This is a genomic window from Cronobacter sp. HA18003 (assembly GCF_011605905.1).
Lineage (GTDB): Bacteria > Pseudomonadota > Gammaproteobacteria > Enterobacterales > Enterobacteriaceae > Cronobacter > Cronobacter sakazakii.
This window is the reverse complement of sequence record NZ_JAANQO010000021.1, coordinates 424,511-440,899: the sequence shown is the minus strand read 5'-3', so window position 1 is coordinate 440,899 and position 16,389 is coordinate 424,511. Positions and strand designations below refer to the sequence as shown.

Genomic DNA, 16,389 nt, shown 5'->3' with positions numbered 1-16,389 from the left:
TAAACTTTCCCCGGTAATTGCCGATAGTTTTTTCTTCAATGGATCAAGCTATCGCGATTACCGGGACCCCACCATGTTGAGAAATCTCTCTATCCGTACCGGCCTGCTGACGCTGTTGGCGGTTATGGCCGTTTTGCTTCTGCTCGTGAGCGCCATGGGCATCTATTCACTCACCCAAAGTTCGGCGTCCTTACAGCGCATTAACGCGTTGCAGGGCGAAAAAATGATGCGTCTGAACGAAGGCTATACGCTGCTGTTGCGCGCGCGCAACGAGGCAGGCCAGGCGGTGCGCCAGATGGAAATCGGCATGGTGGACGACGCGACGGCGTCCGTGAAAACGATCGCGGGCGAGCTGGTGCGCGGTCAGCAACTGCTGAAAACGGTGCTTACCAGCGAGGTGGACGACGAACAGGGCGCGCTGCTGCTCGGCAAGCTTAACCAGAGCTTTAACGCGCTGAACGGCCAGGGGCTTGCGCCGATGATGGCGGCGCTCAACAAGCAAAGCCCGGATGACTATTACGATCTGCTCGGCAACGGGCTTATCCCGCTGACCCGCGCGTTTGATAACGATGTGCAGGCGTTTCAGCGCTGGGGCGAGGCGCGTGGACGTCAGGAAGTTAACGGCGTGCTGACGCAGAAACAAGTGATGCTGGCGCTGATTGGTCTGGTGGCGCTGCTGACCGCGGCGGTGATGACGCTGGTCTGGCTGGCGCTGCGGCATTTGTTGCTCAAGCCGCTCGCGCAGTCGGTGGAGCAACTGGAGCATGTGGCGGCAGGCGATCTGACCCGTTCACTGGCGGCGACCAGCAATAACGAGCTGGGGCGGCTGGTGAATGCCATTGAGGCGATGCGTTTGTCGCTCGCGCAGTCGGTGATGCGCGTGCGTGACGCCAGCGCGCAGATCGACACCGGGAGCCGCGAGCTGGCGGCGGGCAACGTCGATCTGGCGCAGCGCACCGAATCGACGGCCACCTCGCTTGAGCAGACCGCGGCGAGTATGGAGCAGATCACCGCGACGGTGAAACAGAACGCCGACAACGCCGGGATGGCGCATCAGCTGGCGAAAGCGGTCTCCGATACCGCCGATCGCGGCAGCGAAATGGTCTGTTATGTGATTGAGAAGATGCGCGATATTTCCGGCAGTTCAAACCGGATTGGCGACATTCTGAGCGTGATTGACGCCATTGCGTTCCAGACCAATATCCTCGCGCTGAACGCGGCGGTGGAAGCGGCGCGCGCGGGTGAGCAGGGGCGCGGGTTTGCGGTGGTGGCGGGTGAAGTGCGTACGCTCGCGAGCCGCAGCGCCGAGGCGGCGAAGGAGATCCGCGCGCTTATCAGCAATTCACAAAGTCAGGTGGGCGAGGGCAGCGAGCTGGCCATGCAGGCTGGTGAAACGATGGATGAGATTGCCGAAGAAGTATTGCGGATGACGAAGCTGGTGCGCGAAATCGCCGACGCGTCGCTGGAGCAGAGCCGCGGTATTGAGCAGGTGAATATCGCCGTGAGCCAGATGGACGAAACCGCCCAGCAGAACGCGGCGCTGGTGCAGCAATCCTCCGCCGCCACCCGTTCGCTGGAAGAGCAGGCGCAGCAGTTGGTGGAAGCGATGGCGTCGTTCCGGTTGCAGACGGCGGGTTAAGTTTTCGCTGATAACCGGTGGGTGCGCTTCGCTTACCCACCCTACAAATAAGCGGCGAGAAAATCGGCTGGTGGGTGCGCTTCGCTTACCCACCCTACAAGGTGAGATGTGAGATGACGGTATGGTGGGTGCGCTGCGCTTACCCACCCTACAAGATGAGATGGGTTTCGTAGGGCGGGTAAGCGAAGCGCACCCGCCGTTTTTGCCTCAGCCCGCCATTTTCTCCCACCCGCCAACAAAAAAGGCAGCCGTGGCTGCCTTTTTCATCACTGACAAACGCGTTTACGCGTCCGGGAATTCGCGGATAAACCGCTCGACGTCGTTCACCATCTGCTCGGTGCCGACGAAGAACGGACGGCGCTGGTGCAGGCTGTCCGGTTTAATATCGAGAATACGCTGCTTGCCGTCGCTCGCCTTGCCGCCCGCCTGCTCGGCCAGAAACGCCATCGGGTTGCATTCATACAGCAGACGCAGCTTGCCTTCCGGGTGGCTCGCGGTGCTCGGGTAGAGATAAATCCCGCCTTTCAGCAGGTTACGGTGAAAATCCGCCACCAGCGAACCAATATAGCGCGAGGTATACGGGCGCTGGGTCGCTTTATCTTCTTCCTGGCAATATTTAATGTACTTCTTCACGCCCATCGGGAATTTAATGTAATTCCCTTCGTTAATGGAGTACGTATTGCCGCTTTGCGGGAAGCGCATACGCTCCTGGCACAGACAGAACACGCCGAGCGACGGATCGTAGGTAAAGGCGTGCACGCCGCAACCGGTGGTATACACCAGCATCGTGGAGGAGCCGTAAACCACATAACCCGCGGCGACCTGCTGGCTGCCCGGCTGCAGGAAATCTTCCATCGTGACCGGCGTACCTACCGGCGTCACGCGGCGATAGATAGAGAAAATGGTGCCGACAGAGACGTTAACGTCAATGTTTGACGAGCCATCCAGCGGATCCATCAGGACGACATACTTCGCGTGTTCGCAGCCTTCGAAAACGACAATCTCGTCTTCTTCTTCGGAGGCGATGCCCGCCACGATATCGCGTGCCTTAAGCGCGGCTTTGAGCTTTTCATTGGCGAACAGATCGAGTTTTTGTTGCGTCTCACCCTGCACGTTTTCGACGCCGCTGGCACCCAGGATATCGACCAGACCGGCCTTATTGATATCGCGGTGGATGATCTTAGCGCCAAGCTTTATTGCCGACAGCAGCGCCGTCAGTTCCCCGGTGGCGTGAGAAAATTCGTGCTGCTTTTCAACAATAAATTCACCTAACGTTTTCATAACACTTTCCCTGCATCCTGAAGTTGAGTAAAGCGATCGCAACAATCTTAACAAACATTCAAATTGTAGCGCACAGGTGAATCGCGCCAGCAAAATGCGGATTATCCTGAAATGCGTTTATTCGCCCCACGTCAAACAGGTAGAATGTGCGTCAGTTTTAATAAGGACTGTACCTATGCGTATTCATATACTGGGAATTTGCGGCACATTTATGGGCGGCGTGGCGATGCTGGCGCGCTCGCTGGGTCATGAAGTGACGGGGTCGGACGCGAACGTCTACCCGCCGATGAGTACCCTGCTGGAAAAGCAAGGGATTGACTTAATTCAGGGCTATGACGCCTCGCAGCTCGAACCGCGTCCGGATCTGGTGGTGATTGGCAACGCCATGACCCGCGGCAACCCGTGCGTCGAGGCGGTGCTGGAGAAGGGCATTCCTTATATGTCCGGCCCGCAATGGCTGCACGATTTCGTGCTGCGCGACCGCTGGGTCGTGGCGGTGGCAGGCACCCACGGCAAAACCACCACGGCAGGCATGGCCACCTGGATCCTGGAAGCCTGCGGCTACAAGCCCGGCTTTGTCATCGGCGGCGTGCCGGGCAATTTCGACGTCTCCGCGCGCCTTGGCGACAGCCCGTTCTTTGTGATTGAAGCCGACGAATATGACTGCGCGTTCTTTGATAAACGCTCCAAGTTTGTTCATTACGCGCCGCGCACGCTGGTGCTCAACAACCTTGAGTTCGATCACGCGGATATCTTTGACGATCTGAAAGCTATCCAGAAACAGTTCCACCACCTGGTGCGCATTGTGCCGGGGCAGGGGAAAATCATCTGGCCGGAAAACGACATCAACCTTAAACAGGTGATGGCGATGGGCTGCTGGAGCGAGCAGGAACAGCTTGGCGAGCAGGGCCGCTGGCAGGCGAAAAAACTCACTAACGACGCCTCGAAATGGGAAGTCTGGCTGGACGGCGAATGCGTGGGCCAGGTGGAGTGGCAGCTGGTGGGCGAGCACAACATGCAGAACGGGCTGGCGGCCATCGCCGCGGCGCGTCATGTGGGCGTGACGCCTGCCGATGCCGCACAGGCACTCGGCTCGTTCGTGAACGCGCGTCGCCGCCTTGAGCTGCGCGGCGAAGCCAACGGCGTCACGGTGTATGACGATTTCGCGCATCACCCGACCGCTATCCTCGCCACGCTTGCCGCGCTGCGCGGCAAAGTGGGCGGTACGGCGCGCATTATCGCGGTGCTTGAGCCGCGCTCTAACACCATGAAAATGGGCGTCTGCAAAGACGATCTGGCGCCGTCGCTCGGGCGCGCCGATGAAGTGTTCCTCTTCCAGCCGCACCACATTCCGTGGCAAGTGGCGGAAGTGGCGGATGCCTGCATCCAGCCCGCGCACTGGAGCGCTGACATCGACACGCTGGTGGAGATGATTGTCAAAACCGCACAGCCGGGCGATCACATTCTGGTGATGAGCAACGGCGGCTTCGGCGGCATTCATCAGAAACTGCTGGATGCGCTGGCGAAAAAAGCCGAAAAAGCGCAGGCGCTCTGAGCCGCTCCCGCTAATAAAAAAGCCTCCGCATGCGGAGGCTTTTTTTAAGGCCCGGCTCACTCTTTGGCGATGGGCGTCTCTTCCTGCGTAGTCTTCTTATCGCCCTGAATATCGGCGATGCGTTTTTCCACGTCAGAGACCTGCTGCGCGTTATGCAGCAGCGTGTAGGTCAGATCAAAGCGCGTGCTTTCGCCCGGGGCGAGCTGTTTCACGCGTTTCTGCTCGCGCTCAATAGTGACCGGGTAGGCGTAGCTGGTGCCAGGCTCAATGCCGGTCACATAGCCCTGTTTCAGCGTGTCGGTGTTTTTCCACATCGTCAGCACCGGCAGTTGCTGCAGGTTAAAGCTAATCGCTGCCCCTTTATCGCCCGCCTTGTTAACAACAGCCGCGACGGACTCCTGTTTCGCATCGCCGAGCGGCGTCAGGTTAAAGACCATCTCATCGAAGCCTTTGGTCGGCCCGCTGTAGGTATTCCACTCTTTCAGGCCGCCTTTGGCGTAATCGTTAAAGGGGCTGACTTTTTCCAGCGGCGCGATAAAGCGCGCGCCTTCTTCCAGAATCGGCTGGCCGAAGTTGCTGTGGTAGATAATCTGGTAGTCGTGCGGGTAATCCGCATGGTTGGTCAGTACATCGTTGATGCTGAAACTGTTGCTGCCCGGCACGTAGCGCAGCTCGGTCAGGGTCTGCAAATCCGCTTTTTTGAACGTGCTTTCTTTCAGCAGGCCGCGCACCTTGATCTCATATGGCGCTTTGTCGCTCACTTCCACTTCCACACGCGAGGCGGGCGTATTGCCCGCTTTGCCGTGCAGCGTGTAAAGCTGACCGTCAGCGGTGGTCGGGTGGCCGGTCCATTCATAACCGCAACGCACCATCATCTCGTTGAAGCCTTCCAGCCAGCCCAGCCCGTTGCGGCTTTCCAGGTTGATATACGCCGGGTTAACCACTTCTTTCACCGGCGAATCCCAGCCCATGCGCACGCCAAAACCGTCGGCGCGCAGCAGGTTCATACCGCGCGTCGGGCTTAATGTAATGGTCAGGCCGTCTTTGCTGGTAATGGTGATGATTTTGCTGCCTTCCTGCTTGCCGCCATGAAGCACTTTCTGCTCAATGCTGAACGGCGCGCCAGAAAGCTTCAGCTTTTGGCTGCTGATTTGCCAGTTTCCTTTCTCAACGCCCTGTTCAGCATCGGTCAGCACCCAGGTTTGCGCGCTCACCTGAGCAGAAATCAGCAGGGCAAGCGGGGTAAGCCATACGGTTTTATTCATCTTTTCTTCCTTTTAGCTGAATCGTTTTTAGCTTTGCCCGTGCAGCCTGGCGGATCGCAGGTTAAGAAAACGTGATCGTTTTCAACTGTCTAAAAAAAGCCGTTTTTTGCGAAGGTAATTGTGATGGATGATTTGTTATTGATGAAAATGTACGCAGAGCGGTAATTAAAGTTGTGAATATGAGCGGCTTTAGCTTTAACGATTCAGCCAATAAAAGCGAAGTCATGCCCGGTGTTAAGAGACGCCTTAAAAGCGGTCATAAACCATCACTAAAAGGAATAGAAAAGGGGAAACAGCTCAGGCAGCGCCTGAGCCGGGAGGGATTACTGCTCGCTTTCCGCCAGTTCGCGCAGATACTGGAAAATCAGGCGTGAGGATTTCGGCGGTTTATTGCCTTCTTTCTCTTTTTTGGCGTTACGGATAAGCGAACGCAGCTGCTGGCGATCCGCCTGCGGCCACAGGTTCAGCACGTCCGGCACCGCGTCGTCGCCTTCTTCGATCAGACGATCGCGCAGCTGTTCCAGCTTATGGAACAGCGCCACCTGCTGGTTATGGCGGTTTTTGAGCTTATCGAGCGCCTGGCGGATCGGCTCGTCGTCACGCTGACGCAACATTTTGCCGATAAGCTGCATCTGGCGGCGGCGGCCTTCTTTCTTAATGCGCTGCGCCAGTTCAATGGCCGCGCGCAGATCGTCGTCCAGCGGGATTTTATCCAGCGCGTTTTTACCGAGATCGACCAGTTCAGCGCCAAGGCGCTTCAGCTCTTCGGCGTCGCGTTTAATTTCACTTTTGCTGACCCAGATAATCTCATCATCGTCGTCATCGTTTTCGTTATCGGGCACTTCATCGAGCCAGTCATCGGGCTGCTTTGTCATCTCAGGCTCCTCAAAAAAAGAGGCTAATACTACCAGTTAAGGCGCGCACTGCGAAATGGTTCTCTGTTAGACTCACAAAATGTGGCTTTTCAGTTTCACCTTACATTATGGCACTCGCGATGAAAGTAATCACACAAGTTGAAGCGCAGCGCAAAGCGCTGGAACAGGCGGTTTCTCAGGCGCTGGAGCTGGCGTCCGGCAAGTCGGACGGCGCGGAAGTGGCGGTCAGCAAAACGACCGGCATCAGCGTCAGCACCCGCTACGGTGAGGTGGAGAACGTCGAGTTCAACAGCGACGGGGCGCTTGGCATCACGGTTTATCACCAGAATCGCAAAGGCAGCGCCTCCTCGACCGATTTAAGCCCGGACGCTATCGCCCGCACCGTACAGGCGGCGCTGGATATCGCCCGTTACACCTCGCCAGACCCGTGCGCGGGCGTGGCGGAAAAAGATCTGCTGGCTTTCGACGCCCCGGATCTCGATCTCTTCCACCCGGCCGAGATCGAACCGGAACAGGCTATCGACTACGCCGCGCGCGCCGAACAGGCGGCTTTAAAGGCCGATAAACGCATCACCAATACCGAAGGCGGCAGCTTTAACAGCCACTACGGCATCAAAGTGTTCGGCAACAGCCACGGCATGTTGCAGAGCTACTGCTCGACACGCCATTCGCTCTCCAGCTGCGTGATTGCCGAAGAGAACGGCGACATGGAGCGCGACTACGCCTACACCATTGGCCGCGCGCTGGGCGATCTGCAATCGCCTGAGTGGGTGGGCGAAGAGTGCGCCCGCCGCACGCTGTCGCGCCTCTCGCCGCGCAAACTGCCGACCATGAAAGCGCCGGTGATTTTTGGCCGCGAAGTGGCGACCGGGCTGTTTGGTCATCTGGTCGGCGCCATCAGCGGCGGCGCGGTGTACCGTAAATCCACGTTCCTGCTCGATTCGCTCGGCAAGCAGATCCTGCCGGAGTGGCTGACGATTGAAGAGCATCCGCATCTTCTGAAAGGCCTCGCCTCCACGCCGTTCGACAGCGAAGGGGTGGCGACCTCGCGCCGCGACATTATCAAAGACGGCGTGCTGCAACAGTGGCTGCTTACCAACTACTCCGCGCGCAAGCTGGGGCTGAAAAGCACCGGTCACGCGGGCGGCATCCACAACTGGCGCATTAAAGGCCGCGGCCTGAGCTTTGAGCAACTGCTGAAAGAGATGGGCACCGGCCTTGTGGTGACCGAACTGATGGGCCAGGGCGTCAGCGGCATCACCGGCGATTACTCGCGCGGCGCGGCGGGCTTCTGGGTGGAAAACGGCGAAATCCAGTATCCGGTGAGTGAAATCACCATCGCCGGCAACCTGAAAGAGATGTGGCGCAATATGGTTACCATTGGTGACGATATCGAAACACGTAGCAATATTCAGTGTGGTTCAGTACTGCTGCCGGAGATGAAAATCGCCGGTGAGTAAGGCAAGGGCGCCCGTTGTGGCGCTTTTTTTTCGTCATAACAATAAAAAGGTGAGTCAATGCGTAAGCAAGCATTAGCGATGTTAGCGGTCTCCTCTCTGTTGTTCACCAGCGCCGCGGCGTGGGCGGATCTGGAAGACAACATGGACACCCTCAATGAAAACCTGAAAGTCGTGCAGAAGACCAGCGATGCGGCAGAAATGAAAACCGCGCTGACAAAAATGCGCGAGGCGGCGCTGGACGCCAAAAAAGAAACCCCGCCGAAGCTCGAAGATAAGCCAGCTGACAGCCCGGAAATGAAAGATTTCCGCCACGGTCTCGATACGCTGGTAAGCCAGATTGACGGCGCGCTGAAGCTCGTTGATGAAGGCAAAATCAAAGAGGCCCAGGCGAGCGCCGAAGAGTTCAAAACCACCCGCAACACCTACCACAAGAAGTATCGCTAAGCCCTTTTTTGTGCGGCGGTTCGCCGCCGCACGTTCCCTCTGCGCCCGGTCATAAGCCACGCTTATTCTCCGCCGCCTTTTGCGCGCGGCGTCGCAAGCCCGTTATTTTCTTTTTTCCACGCCCGACATGACCGCCAGTGACATTCATCACAGTTATTTGGTGGTTTATATCCATTCACGGCTTTTATGTGGAACAGATCACTGCTGCCACTCTCCTTTCCACTTTGAAGTGGAAAACAACTCGCTACAAACCTTTAACACCCGCCGTTAGTGTTACCTCAGCGCAACTAATCAGGTATGCAGAGTGAATAACGGAGCGGTAATGAACAACGCCGGATGTCAACACGCGGATGAGACCGCGACGCTTGCCGGGCGGATGCTGGATGAAGTTTACGCGCTCCTTGAGCGCCACCAGATAACGCCTAACGCCGTACAGCGGCAGATGCTCAGCTCACACGTGCGGGCGATGGCGCACCGCTCGGTGACCGGCGAGCCGCTGCCCGAGGTGGAAGAGAGCCTGTTTGAGGAGATCTCCGAAAGCTCGATGGCGCTGGCGCGTGAAATTGTGGCGCAGTTCGGCAATCTGCCCGATGAAGAGGCCTGGCTGTTGTCGGTGCACTTCGAGGTGGCGAAAGAAAATCTTTAACCTTCAGGAGCGAACCATGGAACAGATTACGGTAGTGATTGGCGATCGTCTGGGCAAAGGCCAGAAAGTGGCGGCGGGCGCGGAAAAAGCGGGCGCGCGCGCGGTCGTGGTGCCGGGTGTCGCGGCGGATATGAAGCTTGGCGACGTAATGAAAACCGAAGGCGCGACGTTCGGCATCTCGTTTTGCGGCAGCGGCGGCGCGGGCGCTATCACCGCGCAGACCAAACATGGCTACAAGGCCAAATATGGAATGCGCTCGGTGGAAGAGGGCGTTACCGCCATCAACGAGGGCTGCAACGTGCTGGGTTTCGGCTTTATGGATAAAGAAGAGCTGGGCGAGCGTCTGGTGGAAGCCTGGAAAAAGAAATACGGCGCATAACGTATGAAAGAACAGTTCACCACCACGGTGAGAGTGAAAGGCAAAGGCGACACGCGCGCTCGCGCGTTCGCCGATGCCCTGAATCAGGTACAGGCGGCGGTGATGAAAGCCTCGCCGCACATCTTACTGCGTATAGAGCCACAGGATGTGCAGGTTGTTCATGCGCGGGAAACGGTGCGTAAAGAAGCGTTTCTGTTTTTCTTTTTGCGCCGGGAACGACGGGCTTTCAGCGTGGAGCTGGACGTGACCGTCAACGTGACCGCCATCAATCTCGATAAGGTGGATTTCGTCACGCAACACAGCTGATCGTTACTAAAAGGGCAGACCAATGTTCCTGATAATTTTAATAAAATCGCTCATCATCGGCGGCCTGGTTGGCGTCGGCGTGGGCGCCGGGGCCGCACGCATGTTCCATGCGCCCACCACGCAAGGGATGGGCGCCTTTCGTACGTTAGGAGAGCTGAACTCCTGCGAAGGCGATCCGGCTTCGCATTTCTCCTTTGGGTTAGGGTTTTTCTTTAACGCCTGGGCGTCCTCCGTCGCGGCGGGCGCGTTCACCCAGGATGTCGATCACCGCATTATTCCCAACTGGGGCGCGGCGGCGCTGATGGTGAAAAACCGCAATCTCGCCGACACCCTGCACAATCCGAAAAAAATGGCGGTCGCCTGCGGGCTTATCGGCATGGGGGTGGTGGCGTTTCTCAACACCACGGCCTCTGCCGTGCCGGAAGCGCTTCAGGTTACCGCCGTTAAAGTGCTGGTGCCTGCCGCTAACCTGCTGGTGAACACCGTGATGCCGGTGATTTTCTGGCTGGCCGCCATCGACGCCGGGAAAAAATCGGGCTTCTGGGCCACCGTCTTTGGCGGCGCGGCGCAGCTGATTATGGGCAATGCTGTGCCTGGCCTGGTGCTTGGCATTCTTATCGGCAAGGGCGTTGAAGAGAGCGGCTGGAACCGCGTCACCAAAGTCATGATGACCGCCATTGTGCTGCTGTTCGTGCTGAGCGCCTTCTTCCGCGGCTTCGACATGAAAATGATCGAATCTTTCCGTCTGACCGTGCCGGACTGGCTCAGTCTTATCCACAACTCGCTGAGCGGCAAATAAGGAGCGCATGATGGAAGAGAATAAAGGTTTCTGGTACGCCGACTGGTCATTCCCGATCTTCGTCGGCCTGCTCTCCTCCGGTGTGTTCGCCGGAACGCACATGTACTACCTCTACGGCATCGGCGCGTTTAACGAAGTGGCGTTTGTGGCGATGCTCAAAGCCGGCATCGACACCGGCGTCTATGGCGCGGTGGCCGCCTTCGGCGCGAGTTTCCTCTTTGCCCGCATTATCGAAGGCTCGCTGGTAGGCATTCTGGATATCGGCGGCGCCATCCAGACCGGCGTGGGGCTTGGCGTTCCGGCGCTGCTGCTCGGCGCGGGCTTCGTTTTCCCGGTGGCGAACTTCGCCGCCTCGCTGGTCACCGGCCTGCTGATTGGCCTCGCCATCGGCTACGTCATCATTCTGGCGCGTAAATTCACCATTAATCAGAGCGATTCCACCTACGGCGCGGACGTGATGATGGGCGCGGGCAACGCCTCCGGGCGTTTCCTCGGGCCGCTTATCATCCTGAGCGCCATGACCGCCTCAATCCCGATTGGTGTGGGATCGCTTGTGGGCGCGCTGCTGTTTTATCTCTGGCAGAAGCCGATCACCGGCGGGGCTATTCTCGGCGCGATGATCCTGGGTTCGCTGTTTCCTGTGGCGATCGGTTAACCGCACGGGCGCTCCGGCGCCCGCCTTCTGAGGAAACCCTATGTTTGACCTGATCCTGCGCCAGGCGCGGCTGGTGGACGACACGCTGGCGGATATCGCCATCAAAGACGGCAAAATCGCCGCGCTCGGCAGCGTGACCGGCGAGGCGCGCGCCACGCGCGATCTCAATGGCGAGCATTACGTCAGCCCCGGCTGGATCGATCTGCACGTCCACTGCTACCCGAAATCGCCGATTTACCACGACGAGCCGGACGCAGTTGGCGTTTCGACCGGCGTCACCACCGTGGTGGACGCGGGCAGCACCGGCGCGAACGATATCGACGACTTTTACGCGCTGACGCGCGGCGTGGCGACCGAGGTGCTGGCGCTGCTTAATGTTTCGAAGGTAGGTCTTATCGCGCAAAACGAGCTGGCGGATATGGCGAATATCGACGCCGCGGCGGCGCGCGAGGCTATCGCCCGTCACCCCGATTTTATCGTCGGCCTGAAAGCGCGCATGAGTAGCAGCGTGGTGGGGGAGAATGGCATCGCGCCGCTTGAGCGCGCCAAAGCTATTCAGCAGGAGAACGGCCATCTGCCGCTGATGGTACATATCGGCAACGGCCCGCCGCCGCTGGATGAGATCGCCGCGCGGTTGTCTCAGGGCGACATCATTACCCACTGCTTTAACGGCAAACCAAATCGCATCCTGACGCCGCAGGGCCAGCTTCGCGCCAGCATTAGCGACGCGCTTGAGCGCGGCGTGCGGCTTGATGTCGGCCACGGCAGCGCCAGCTTTAGCTTTGAGGTGGCGCGCCAGGCTATCGCGCTCGGCATTCTGCCGCACACTATCAGCTCTGACATCTACTGCCGTAACCGCATCAACGGCCCGGTGCGCAGCCTCGCCCATGTGATGTCGAAATTCCTCGCCATCGGCCTGTCGCTGCCACAGGTGATTGACTGCGTCACGCTGCACGCCGCGCAGGCGCTGCGTCTGGCCCATAAAGGGCGGCTGACGCCAGGGGCCGACGCCGATCTGACGATTTTCGACCTGCGCCGCCAGCCAGTGCTCTTTACCGATGCCGACGAAGAGACGCTACACGGCGACTATCTACTGGTGCCGCTTGCCGCCGTGCGGGCGGGCACCTGGCACATGACCGAACAAGGGAGCGCGGAACATGCCTTCAGTGTATGAAAAATATGAATTGAAACAGGTGATTAACGCCTCCGGGCGCATGACGATTTTAGGCGTCTCCACCCCGCGCCAGGAGGTGGTGGAAGCCGTCACGCAGGGGCTCAATCACTATTTCGAAATGAAAGACCTGGTGAATAAAACCGGCGCGTACATCGCCAGACTGCTGGAGGTGGAGGCCGCGACGATTGTCTCCTGCGCCTCGGCAGGCCTTGCGCAGTCGGTGGCGGCGGTGCTGGTCAAAGAGAGCGACTGGCTGCTTGAGAACCTGCATACCACTGCGATTGAGCAAAACGAAATTGTGCTGCCGAAAGGCCATAGCGTGAATTACGGCGCGCCGGTCGGCACGATGGTGGCACTCGGTGGCGGAAAGCTGGTCGAGGCGGGCTATGCCAACGAGTGTTCAGCACAGCAGCTGGCCGCCGCGATCACGCCGCGAACAGCGGCGATCCTCTATGTAAAATCGCACCACTGCGTGCAAAAAAGCATGCTGAGCGTGGCGCAGGCCGCAGCGGTGGCGCGTGAGCATCAGCTGCCGTTGATTGTCGACGCCGCCGCCGAAGAAGATTTGCAGTGCTACTACCACGCGGGCGCGGATCTGGTCATCTACAGCGGCGCGAAGGCGATTGAAGGGCCGTCGAGCGGTCTGGTGATCGGCAAAACGCAGTACGTGGAGTGGGTGAAGCGCCAGGCGAACGGCATCGGGCGTGCGATGAAAGTCGGCAAAGAGGGCATTCTCGGCCTCACCAGCGCCATCGAACACTACCTCAGCGCGCCCAAAGAGAGCGGCGCGCAGATGGTGGCCAAAATGACGCCGTTTATCGACCAGCTCAACACGCTGAACGGCGTGACGGCCCGCGTGGTGTGGGACAGCGCCGGGCGCGATATCGCCCGCAGCGAAATCACATTCGACGAAGCCGTCACCGGCATCAACACCGGCGAGCTGGTCAGCGCGCTGAAGCAGGGCGAATACGCCATCTATTTCCGCGGCTACAAAGCCAACGAAGGCATTATTGAAGCGGATGTGCGCAGCGTCAGCGCCGCGCAGCTGGAGATTGTGTTCCGCCGTATCCGGGACGTGCTGAATCAGGAGGCGCACGCATGAAACTGACCCCGAATTTTTACCGCGACCGTGTTTGCCTGAACGTGCTGGCAGGCTCGAAAGAAAACGCCAGCGCGATTTATGAAGCCGCCGAAGGGCATGTGCTGGTGGGCGTCCTCTCGAAAAACTACCCGGACGTGGCGAGCGCCGTCGAGGATATGCGGGACTACGCGAAGCGCATCGATAACGCGCTGTCGGTGGGGCTGGGCGCGGGCGACCCGAATCAGTCCACGATGGTCAGCGCCATCGCGCGCGAGCTACAGCCGCAGCATGTGAACCAGGTCTTTACCGGGGTGGGCGCAAGCCGCGCGCTGCTCGGACAGCGCGAGACGGTGGTGAACGGGCTGGTGTCACCAACGGGCACGCCTGGCCTTGTGAAAATCTCCACCGGCCCGTTAAGCAGCAGCGCGCCTGACGGTATCGTACCGGTGGAAACCGCGATTGCCCTGCTAAAAGATATGGGCGGCAGCTCGGTGAAATATTTTCCGATGGGCGGCCTTGCCTGTCGCGAAGAGTATCAGGCCGTGGCGGACGCCTGCGCGCGTCACGACTTCTGGCTGGAGCCGACCGGCGGCATCGATCTCGAGAACTTTGAAGCGATCCTGCGCATCGCGCTGGAGGCGGGCGTGAGCAAAGTAATCCCGCATATTTACAGCTCGATTATCGACAAAGCCAGCGGCGATACGCGCCCGGAGGATGTGCGCCGCCTGCTGGCAATAACGCGCAATCTGGTGGGGTAAGGCCGTTTTACGTTAAGGCTGGAGAATATATTCATCACCGTGATAAATATATTCTCTGGCCTGAAGCCGTCCGCGGGCGCGATGGCGCGCCCGTTTAACGAGAGGAAACCGGTGTGCGATTCCCGAGTCAACGTCTGTCCCGGCTGTTTGATCTGCTGCAAAACGAAACGCTGCCGCAGGATGAGCTGGCGCGCCGGTTAAACGTCACGACGCGCACCGTGCGGGCGGATATCAGCGCGCTCAATGAATTACTGCGTCAGCATGGCGTGCAGCTGGTGCTTAACCGCGGCAGCGGCTATCAGCTGACCGTTGACGATATGGGGCGCTATCAGGCGCTCCAGGCGAGCCGCCCGAAGGCGCTGCGCATCCCGCGCACCGCGCCGGAACGCGTGCATTATCTGGCGGTGCGCTTCCTGACCTCCGCGTTTTCCCTGAAGCTTGAAGACCTGGCGGAAGAGTGGTTCGTGAGCCGCGCCACGCTGCAAAACGACATGGCGGAAGTGCGCGAACTCTTTACCCGCTACAACCTCACGCTTGAAACCCGCCCGCGCCACGGCATGAAGCTGTTTGGCAGTGAAATGGCGCTACGCGCGTGCCTGACGGATCTGCTCTGGCAGCTCACTCAGCAGGACAGCGCTAACCCATTAATTACCGAAGAGGCACTGAACGCGGGCGTGCAGGAGCCGCTCGCAGAGCGCCTGCCGACGATTTTCGCGCACGCACGCCTGCGCTTTACCGATGAGGGCGAGCAGTTTATTCGTCTCTATTGCGCCGTGGCGGTGCGGCGCATCAGCGAGGGTTTTCCGCTGCCTGAATTTGTGGCCGACGATGTGGACGATAACGTGCGCGAGGCGGCGCGCGGCATCGCGGCGCTGCTGCAAACGCTGTGCGGCAAACCGCTGTCAGAGGCGGAAGAGAACTGGCTGCGGGTGCATATCGCCGCGCGCCAGGTGCAGGAGCTGGAGCCGAGCGCCATCAGCGCCGATGACGCCGAAGCGCTGGCGGGCTACATCCTGCGCTATATCAACACGCACTATAACTACAATCTGCTGACCGACGAACAGTTGCGCGCCGACCTGCTGACCCACATTCGCACCATGATCACCCGCGTGCGCTACCAGATAAATATTCCTAATCCGCTGCTCAGCAACATCAAACAGCACTACCCGATGGCCTGGGATATGACGCTGGCGGCGGTGTCCGGCTGGGGCAAATACACGCCTTACGCCATCAGCGAAAACGAAGTGGGGTTTCTGGTGCTGCATATCGGCGTCGGGCTTGAGCGCCACTATAACGTGGGCTACCAGCGCAACCCGCGCGTGCTGCTGGTTTGCGATACCGGCAACTCTACGGTGCGCATGATCCAGTCGATGCTGCTGCGCAAATACCCGCAGTTAGAGGTGAGTGAAATCGCCACGCTTCGCGACTACGAGCAGCGCGCCGCCATCGCCGAAGATTTCGTGATTTCCACCGCGCGGGTGGCGGAAAAAGATAAGCCGGTGGTAGTGATGTCGCCGTTCCCGACCGATTTCCAGCTGGAGCAAATCGGCAAGCTGGTGCTGGTGGACAGAACCCGGCCCTGGATGCTGGAGAAATATTTCGACGCCCGGCATTTTCGCGTGGTGGACGGGCCCATAACCCAGCAACAGCTTTTCAAAGAGCTGTGTGATGAGCTGGAGCAGGACGGGTATGTAGGCGCGGATTTTCTGCCGTCGGTGGTCGAGCGCGAGGCGATTGTCAGCACGATGCTTGGCGACGGTATCGCGTTGCCGCACTCGCTCGGGCTGATGGCGCGCAAAACGGTGGTCTATACCGTACTGGCCCCGCAGGGAATTGCGTGGGGAGAAGAGACCGCGCATGTGATTTTCCTGCTCGCCATCAGCAAACGTGAATACGAAGAGGCGATGACGATTTACGATCTGTTCGTCACGTTTTTGCGCGAACGCGCCGCGCAGCAACTACAAACGTGTCGTGATTTTGCCCAGTTTCAGACGGTGGCGATGACCTGCCTGAGCCGGTTTTAGAAGCTGTCTTCCAGAATTCGATGTAATTCATATGTAATGCTATATTGC

The 16,389-nt window shown here is 59.0% G+C and carries 16 protein-coding genes; 13 read left to right on the top strand and 3 right to left on the bottom strand.

Translation table 11 applies throughout. The features are described from left to right. The first annotated feature begins 73 nt into the window (after positions 1 to 73). The gene (locus tag G6041_RS13235) at positions 74 to 1,639 is read left to right on the top strand and encodes a methyl-accepting chemotaxis protein (protein WP_012123723.1); all 1,566 of its coding nucleotides are present in this window, start codon (positions 74 to 76) and stop codon (positions 1,637 to 1,639) included. Between the two features lie 282 nt (positions 1,640 to 1,921). On the opposite strand, the gene fbp is transcribed toward G6041_RS13235, so the two are convergent. Beyond that, complete coding sequence (gene fbp / locus G6041_RS13230) at positions 1,922 to 2,920, bottom strand: class 1 fructose-bisphosphatase (RefSeq protein WP_012123724.1); 999 nt, start codon at positions 2,918 to 2,920, stop codon at positions 1,922 to 1,924. Between the two features lie 175 nt (positions 2,921 to 3,095). Between fbp and mpl the strand changes: the two genes are divergently transcribed. After that, entirely contained in the window at positions 3,096 to 4,475 is a 1,380-nt protein-coding gene (mpl, locus tag G6041_RS13225) for a UDP-N-acetylmuramate:L-alanyl-gamma-D-glutamyl-meso-diaminopimelate ligase (RefSeq protein ID WP_012123725.1), read from the top strand. Positions 4,476 to 4,531: 56 nt separating this feature from the next. On the opposite strand, the gene G6041_RS13220 is transcribed toward mpl, so the two are convergent. Both G6041_RS13220 and yjgA read right to left on the bottom strand, forming a co-directional pair. Then, positions 4,532 to 5,740 (bottom strand): aldose 1-epimerase family protein, encoded by a 1,209-nt coding sequence (locus G6041_RS13220; protein ID WP_012123726.1) that lies wholly within the window; start codon positions 5,738 to 5,740, stop codon positions 4,532 to 4,534. Positions 5,741 to 6,063: 323 nt separating this feature from the next. Continuing rightward, the gene (yjgA, locus tag G6041_RS13215) at positions 6,064 to 6,615 is read right to left on the bottom strand and encodes a ribosome biogenesis factor YjgA (protein WP_004385258.1); all 552 of its coding nucleotides are present in this window, start codon (positions 6,613 to 6,615) and stop codon (positions 6,064 to 6,066) included. Between the two features lie 107 nt (positions 6,616 to 6,722). Between yjgA and pmbA the strand changes: the two genes are divergently transcribed. The 11 genes from pmbA to G6041_RS13160 all read left to right on the top strand — a co-directional run bounded on the left by pmbA (position 6,723) and on the right by G6041_RS13160 (position 16,341). Beyond that, positions 6,723 to 8,075 (top strand): metalloprotease PmbA, encoded by a 1,353-nt coding sequence (gene pmbA, locus G6041_RS13210; protein WP_012123727.1) that lies wholly within the window; start codon positions 6,723 to 6,725, stop codon positions 8,073 to 8,075. A 57-nt stretch (positions 8,076 to 8,132) separates the two neighbouring features. Beyond that, positions 8,133 to 8,519 (top strand): cytochrome b562, encoded by a 387-nt coding sequence (cybC, locus tag G6041_RS13205; RefSeq protein WP_004385260.1) that lies wholly within the window; start codon positions 8,133 to 8,135, stop codon positions 8,517 to 8,519. Positions 8,520 to 8,823: 304 nt separating this feature from the next. Beyond that, the gene (locus tag G6041_RS13200; RefSeq protein WP_071817987.1) at positions 8,824 to 9,165 is read left to right on the top strand and encodes a glycine dehydrogenase; all 342 of its coding nucleotides are present in this window, start codon (positions 8,824 to 8,826) and stop codon (positions 9,163 to 9,165) included. Between the two features lie 16 nt (positions 9,166 to 9,181). Continuing rightward, positions 9,182 to 9,544, top strand: a complete 363-nt coding sequence (locus G6041_RS13195; protein WP_004385262.1) for an SFCGS family glycine-rich protein — start codon at positions 9,182 to 9,184, stop codon at positions 9,542 to 9,544. Between the two features lie 3 nt (positions 9,545 to 9,547). Continuing rightward, on the top strand, positions 9,548 to 9,850 hold the full coding sequence (locus tag G6041_RS13190; RefSeq protein ID WP_004385263.1) for a DUF4312 family protein: 303 nt from the start codon (positions 9,548 to 9,550) through the stop codon (positions 9,848 to 9,850). A gap of 22 nt (positions 9,851 to 9,872) precedes the next feature. Beyond that, complete coding sequence (locus G6041_RS13185; protein ID WP_007871058.1) at positions 9,873 to 10,649, top strand: DUF4311 domain-containing protein; 777 nt, start codon at positions 9,873 to 9,875, stop codon at positions 10,647 to 10,649. Between the two features lie 10 nt (positions 10,650 to 10,659). Continuing rightward, positions 10,660 to 11,304: a DUF4310 family protein gene (locus tag G6041_RS13180; protein ID WP_004385265.1), complete on the top strand. Its 645-nt coding sequence runs from the start codon at positions 10,660 to 10,662 to the stop codon at positions 11,302 to 11,304. Between the two features lie 40 nt (positions 11,305 to 11,344). Then, positions 11,345 to 12,478, top strand: a complete 1,134-nt coding sequence (locus G6041_RS13175; RefSeq protein WP_054628554.1) for an amidohydrolase/deacetylase family metallohydrolase — start codon at positions 11,345 to 11,347, stop codon at positions 12,476 to 12,478. After that, positions 12,462 to 13,580 carry a DgaE family pyridoxal phosphate-dependent ammonia lyase gene (locus G6041_RS13170; RefSeq protein WP_041460366.1) on the top strand — a complete coding sequence of 373 codons (1,119 nt, stop codon included), beginning with the start codon at positions 12,462 to 12,464 and terminating at the stop codon, positions 13,578 to 13,580. The genes G6041_RS13175 and G6041_RS13170 overlap by 17 nt, the downstream gene beginning before the upstream one ends. Beyond that, entirely contained in the window at positions 13,577 to 14,317 is a 741-nt protein-coding gene (gene dagF, locus G6041_RS13165; protein ID WP_012123734.1) for a 2-dehydro-3-deoxy-phosphogluconate aldolase, read from the top strand. Before G6041_RS13170 ends, dagF begins: the two co-directional genes overlap by 4 nt. Before the next feature lie 113 nt (positions 14,318 to 14,430). After that, positions 14,431 to 16,341: a BglG family transcription antiterminator gene (locus G6041_RS13160; RefSeq protein WP_012123735.1), complete on the top strand. Its 1,911-nt coding sequence runs from the start codon at positions 14,431 to 14,433 to the stop codon at positions 16,339 to 16,341. Positions 16,342 to 16,389 lie beyond the last annotated feature (48 nt).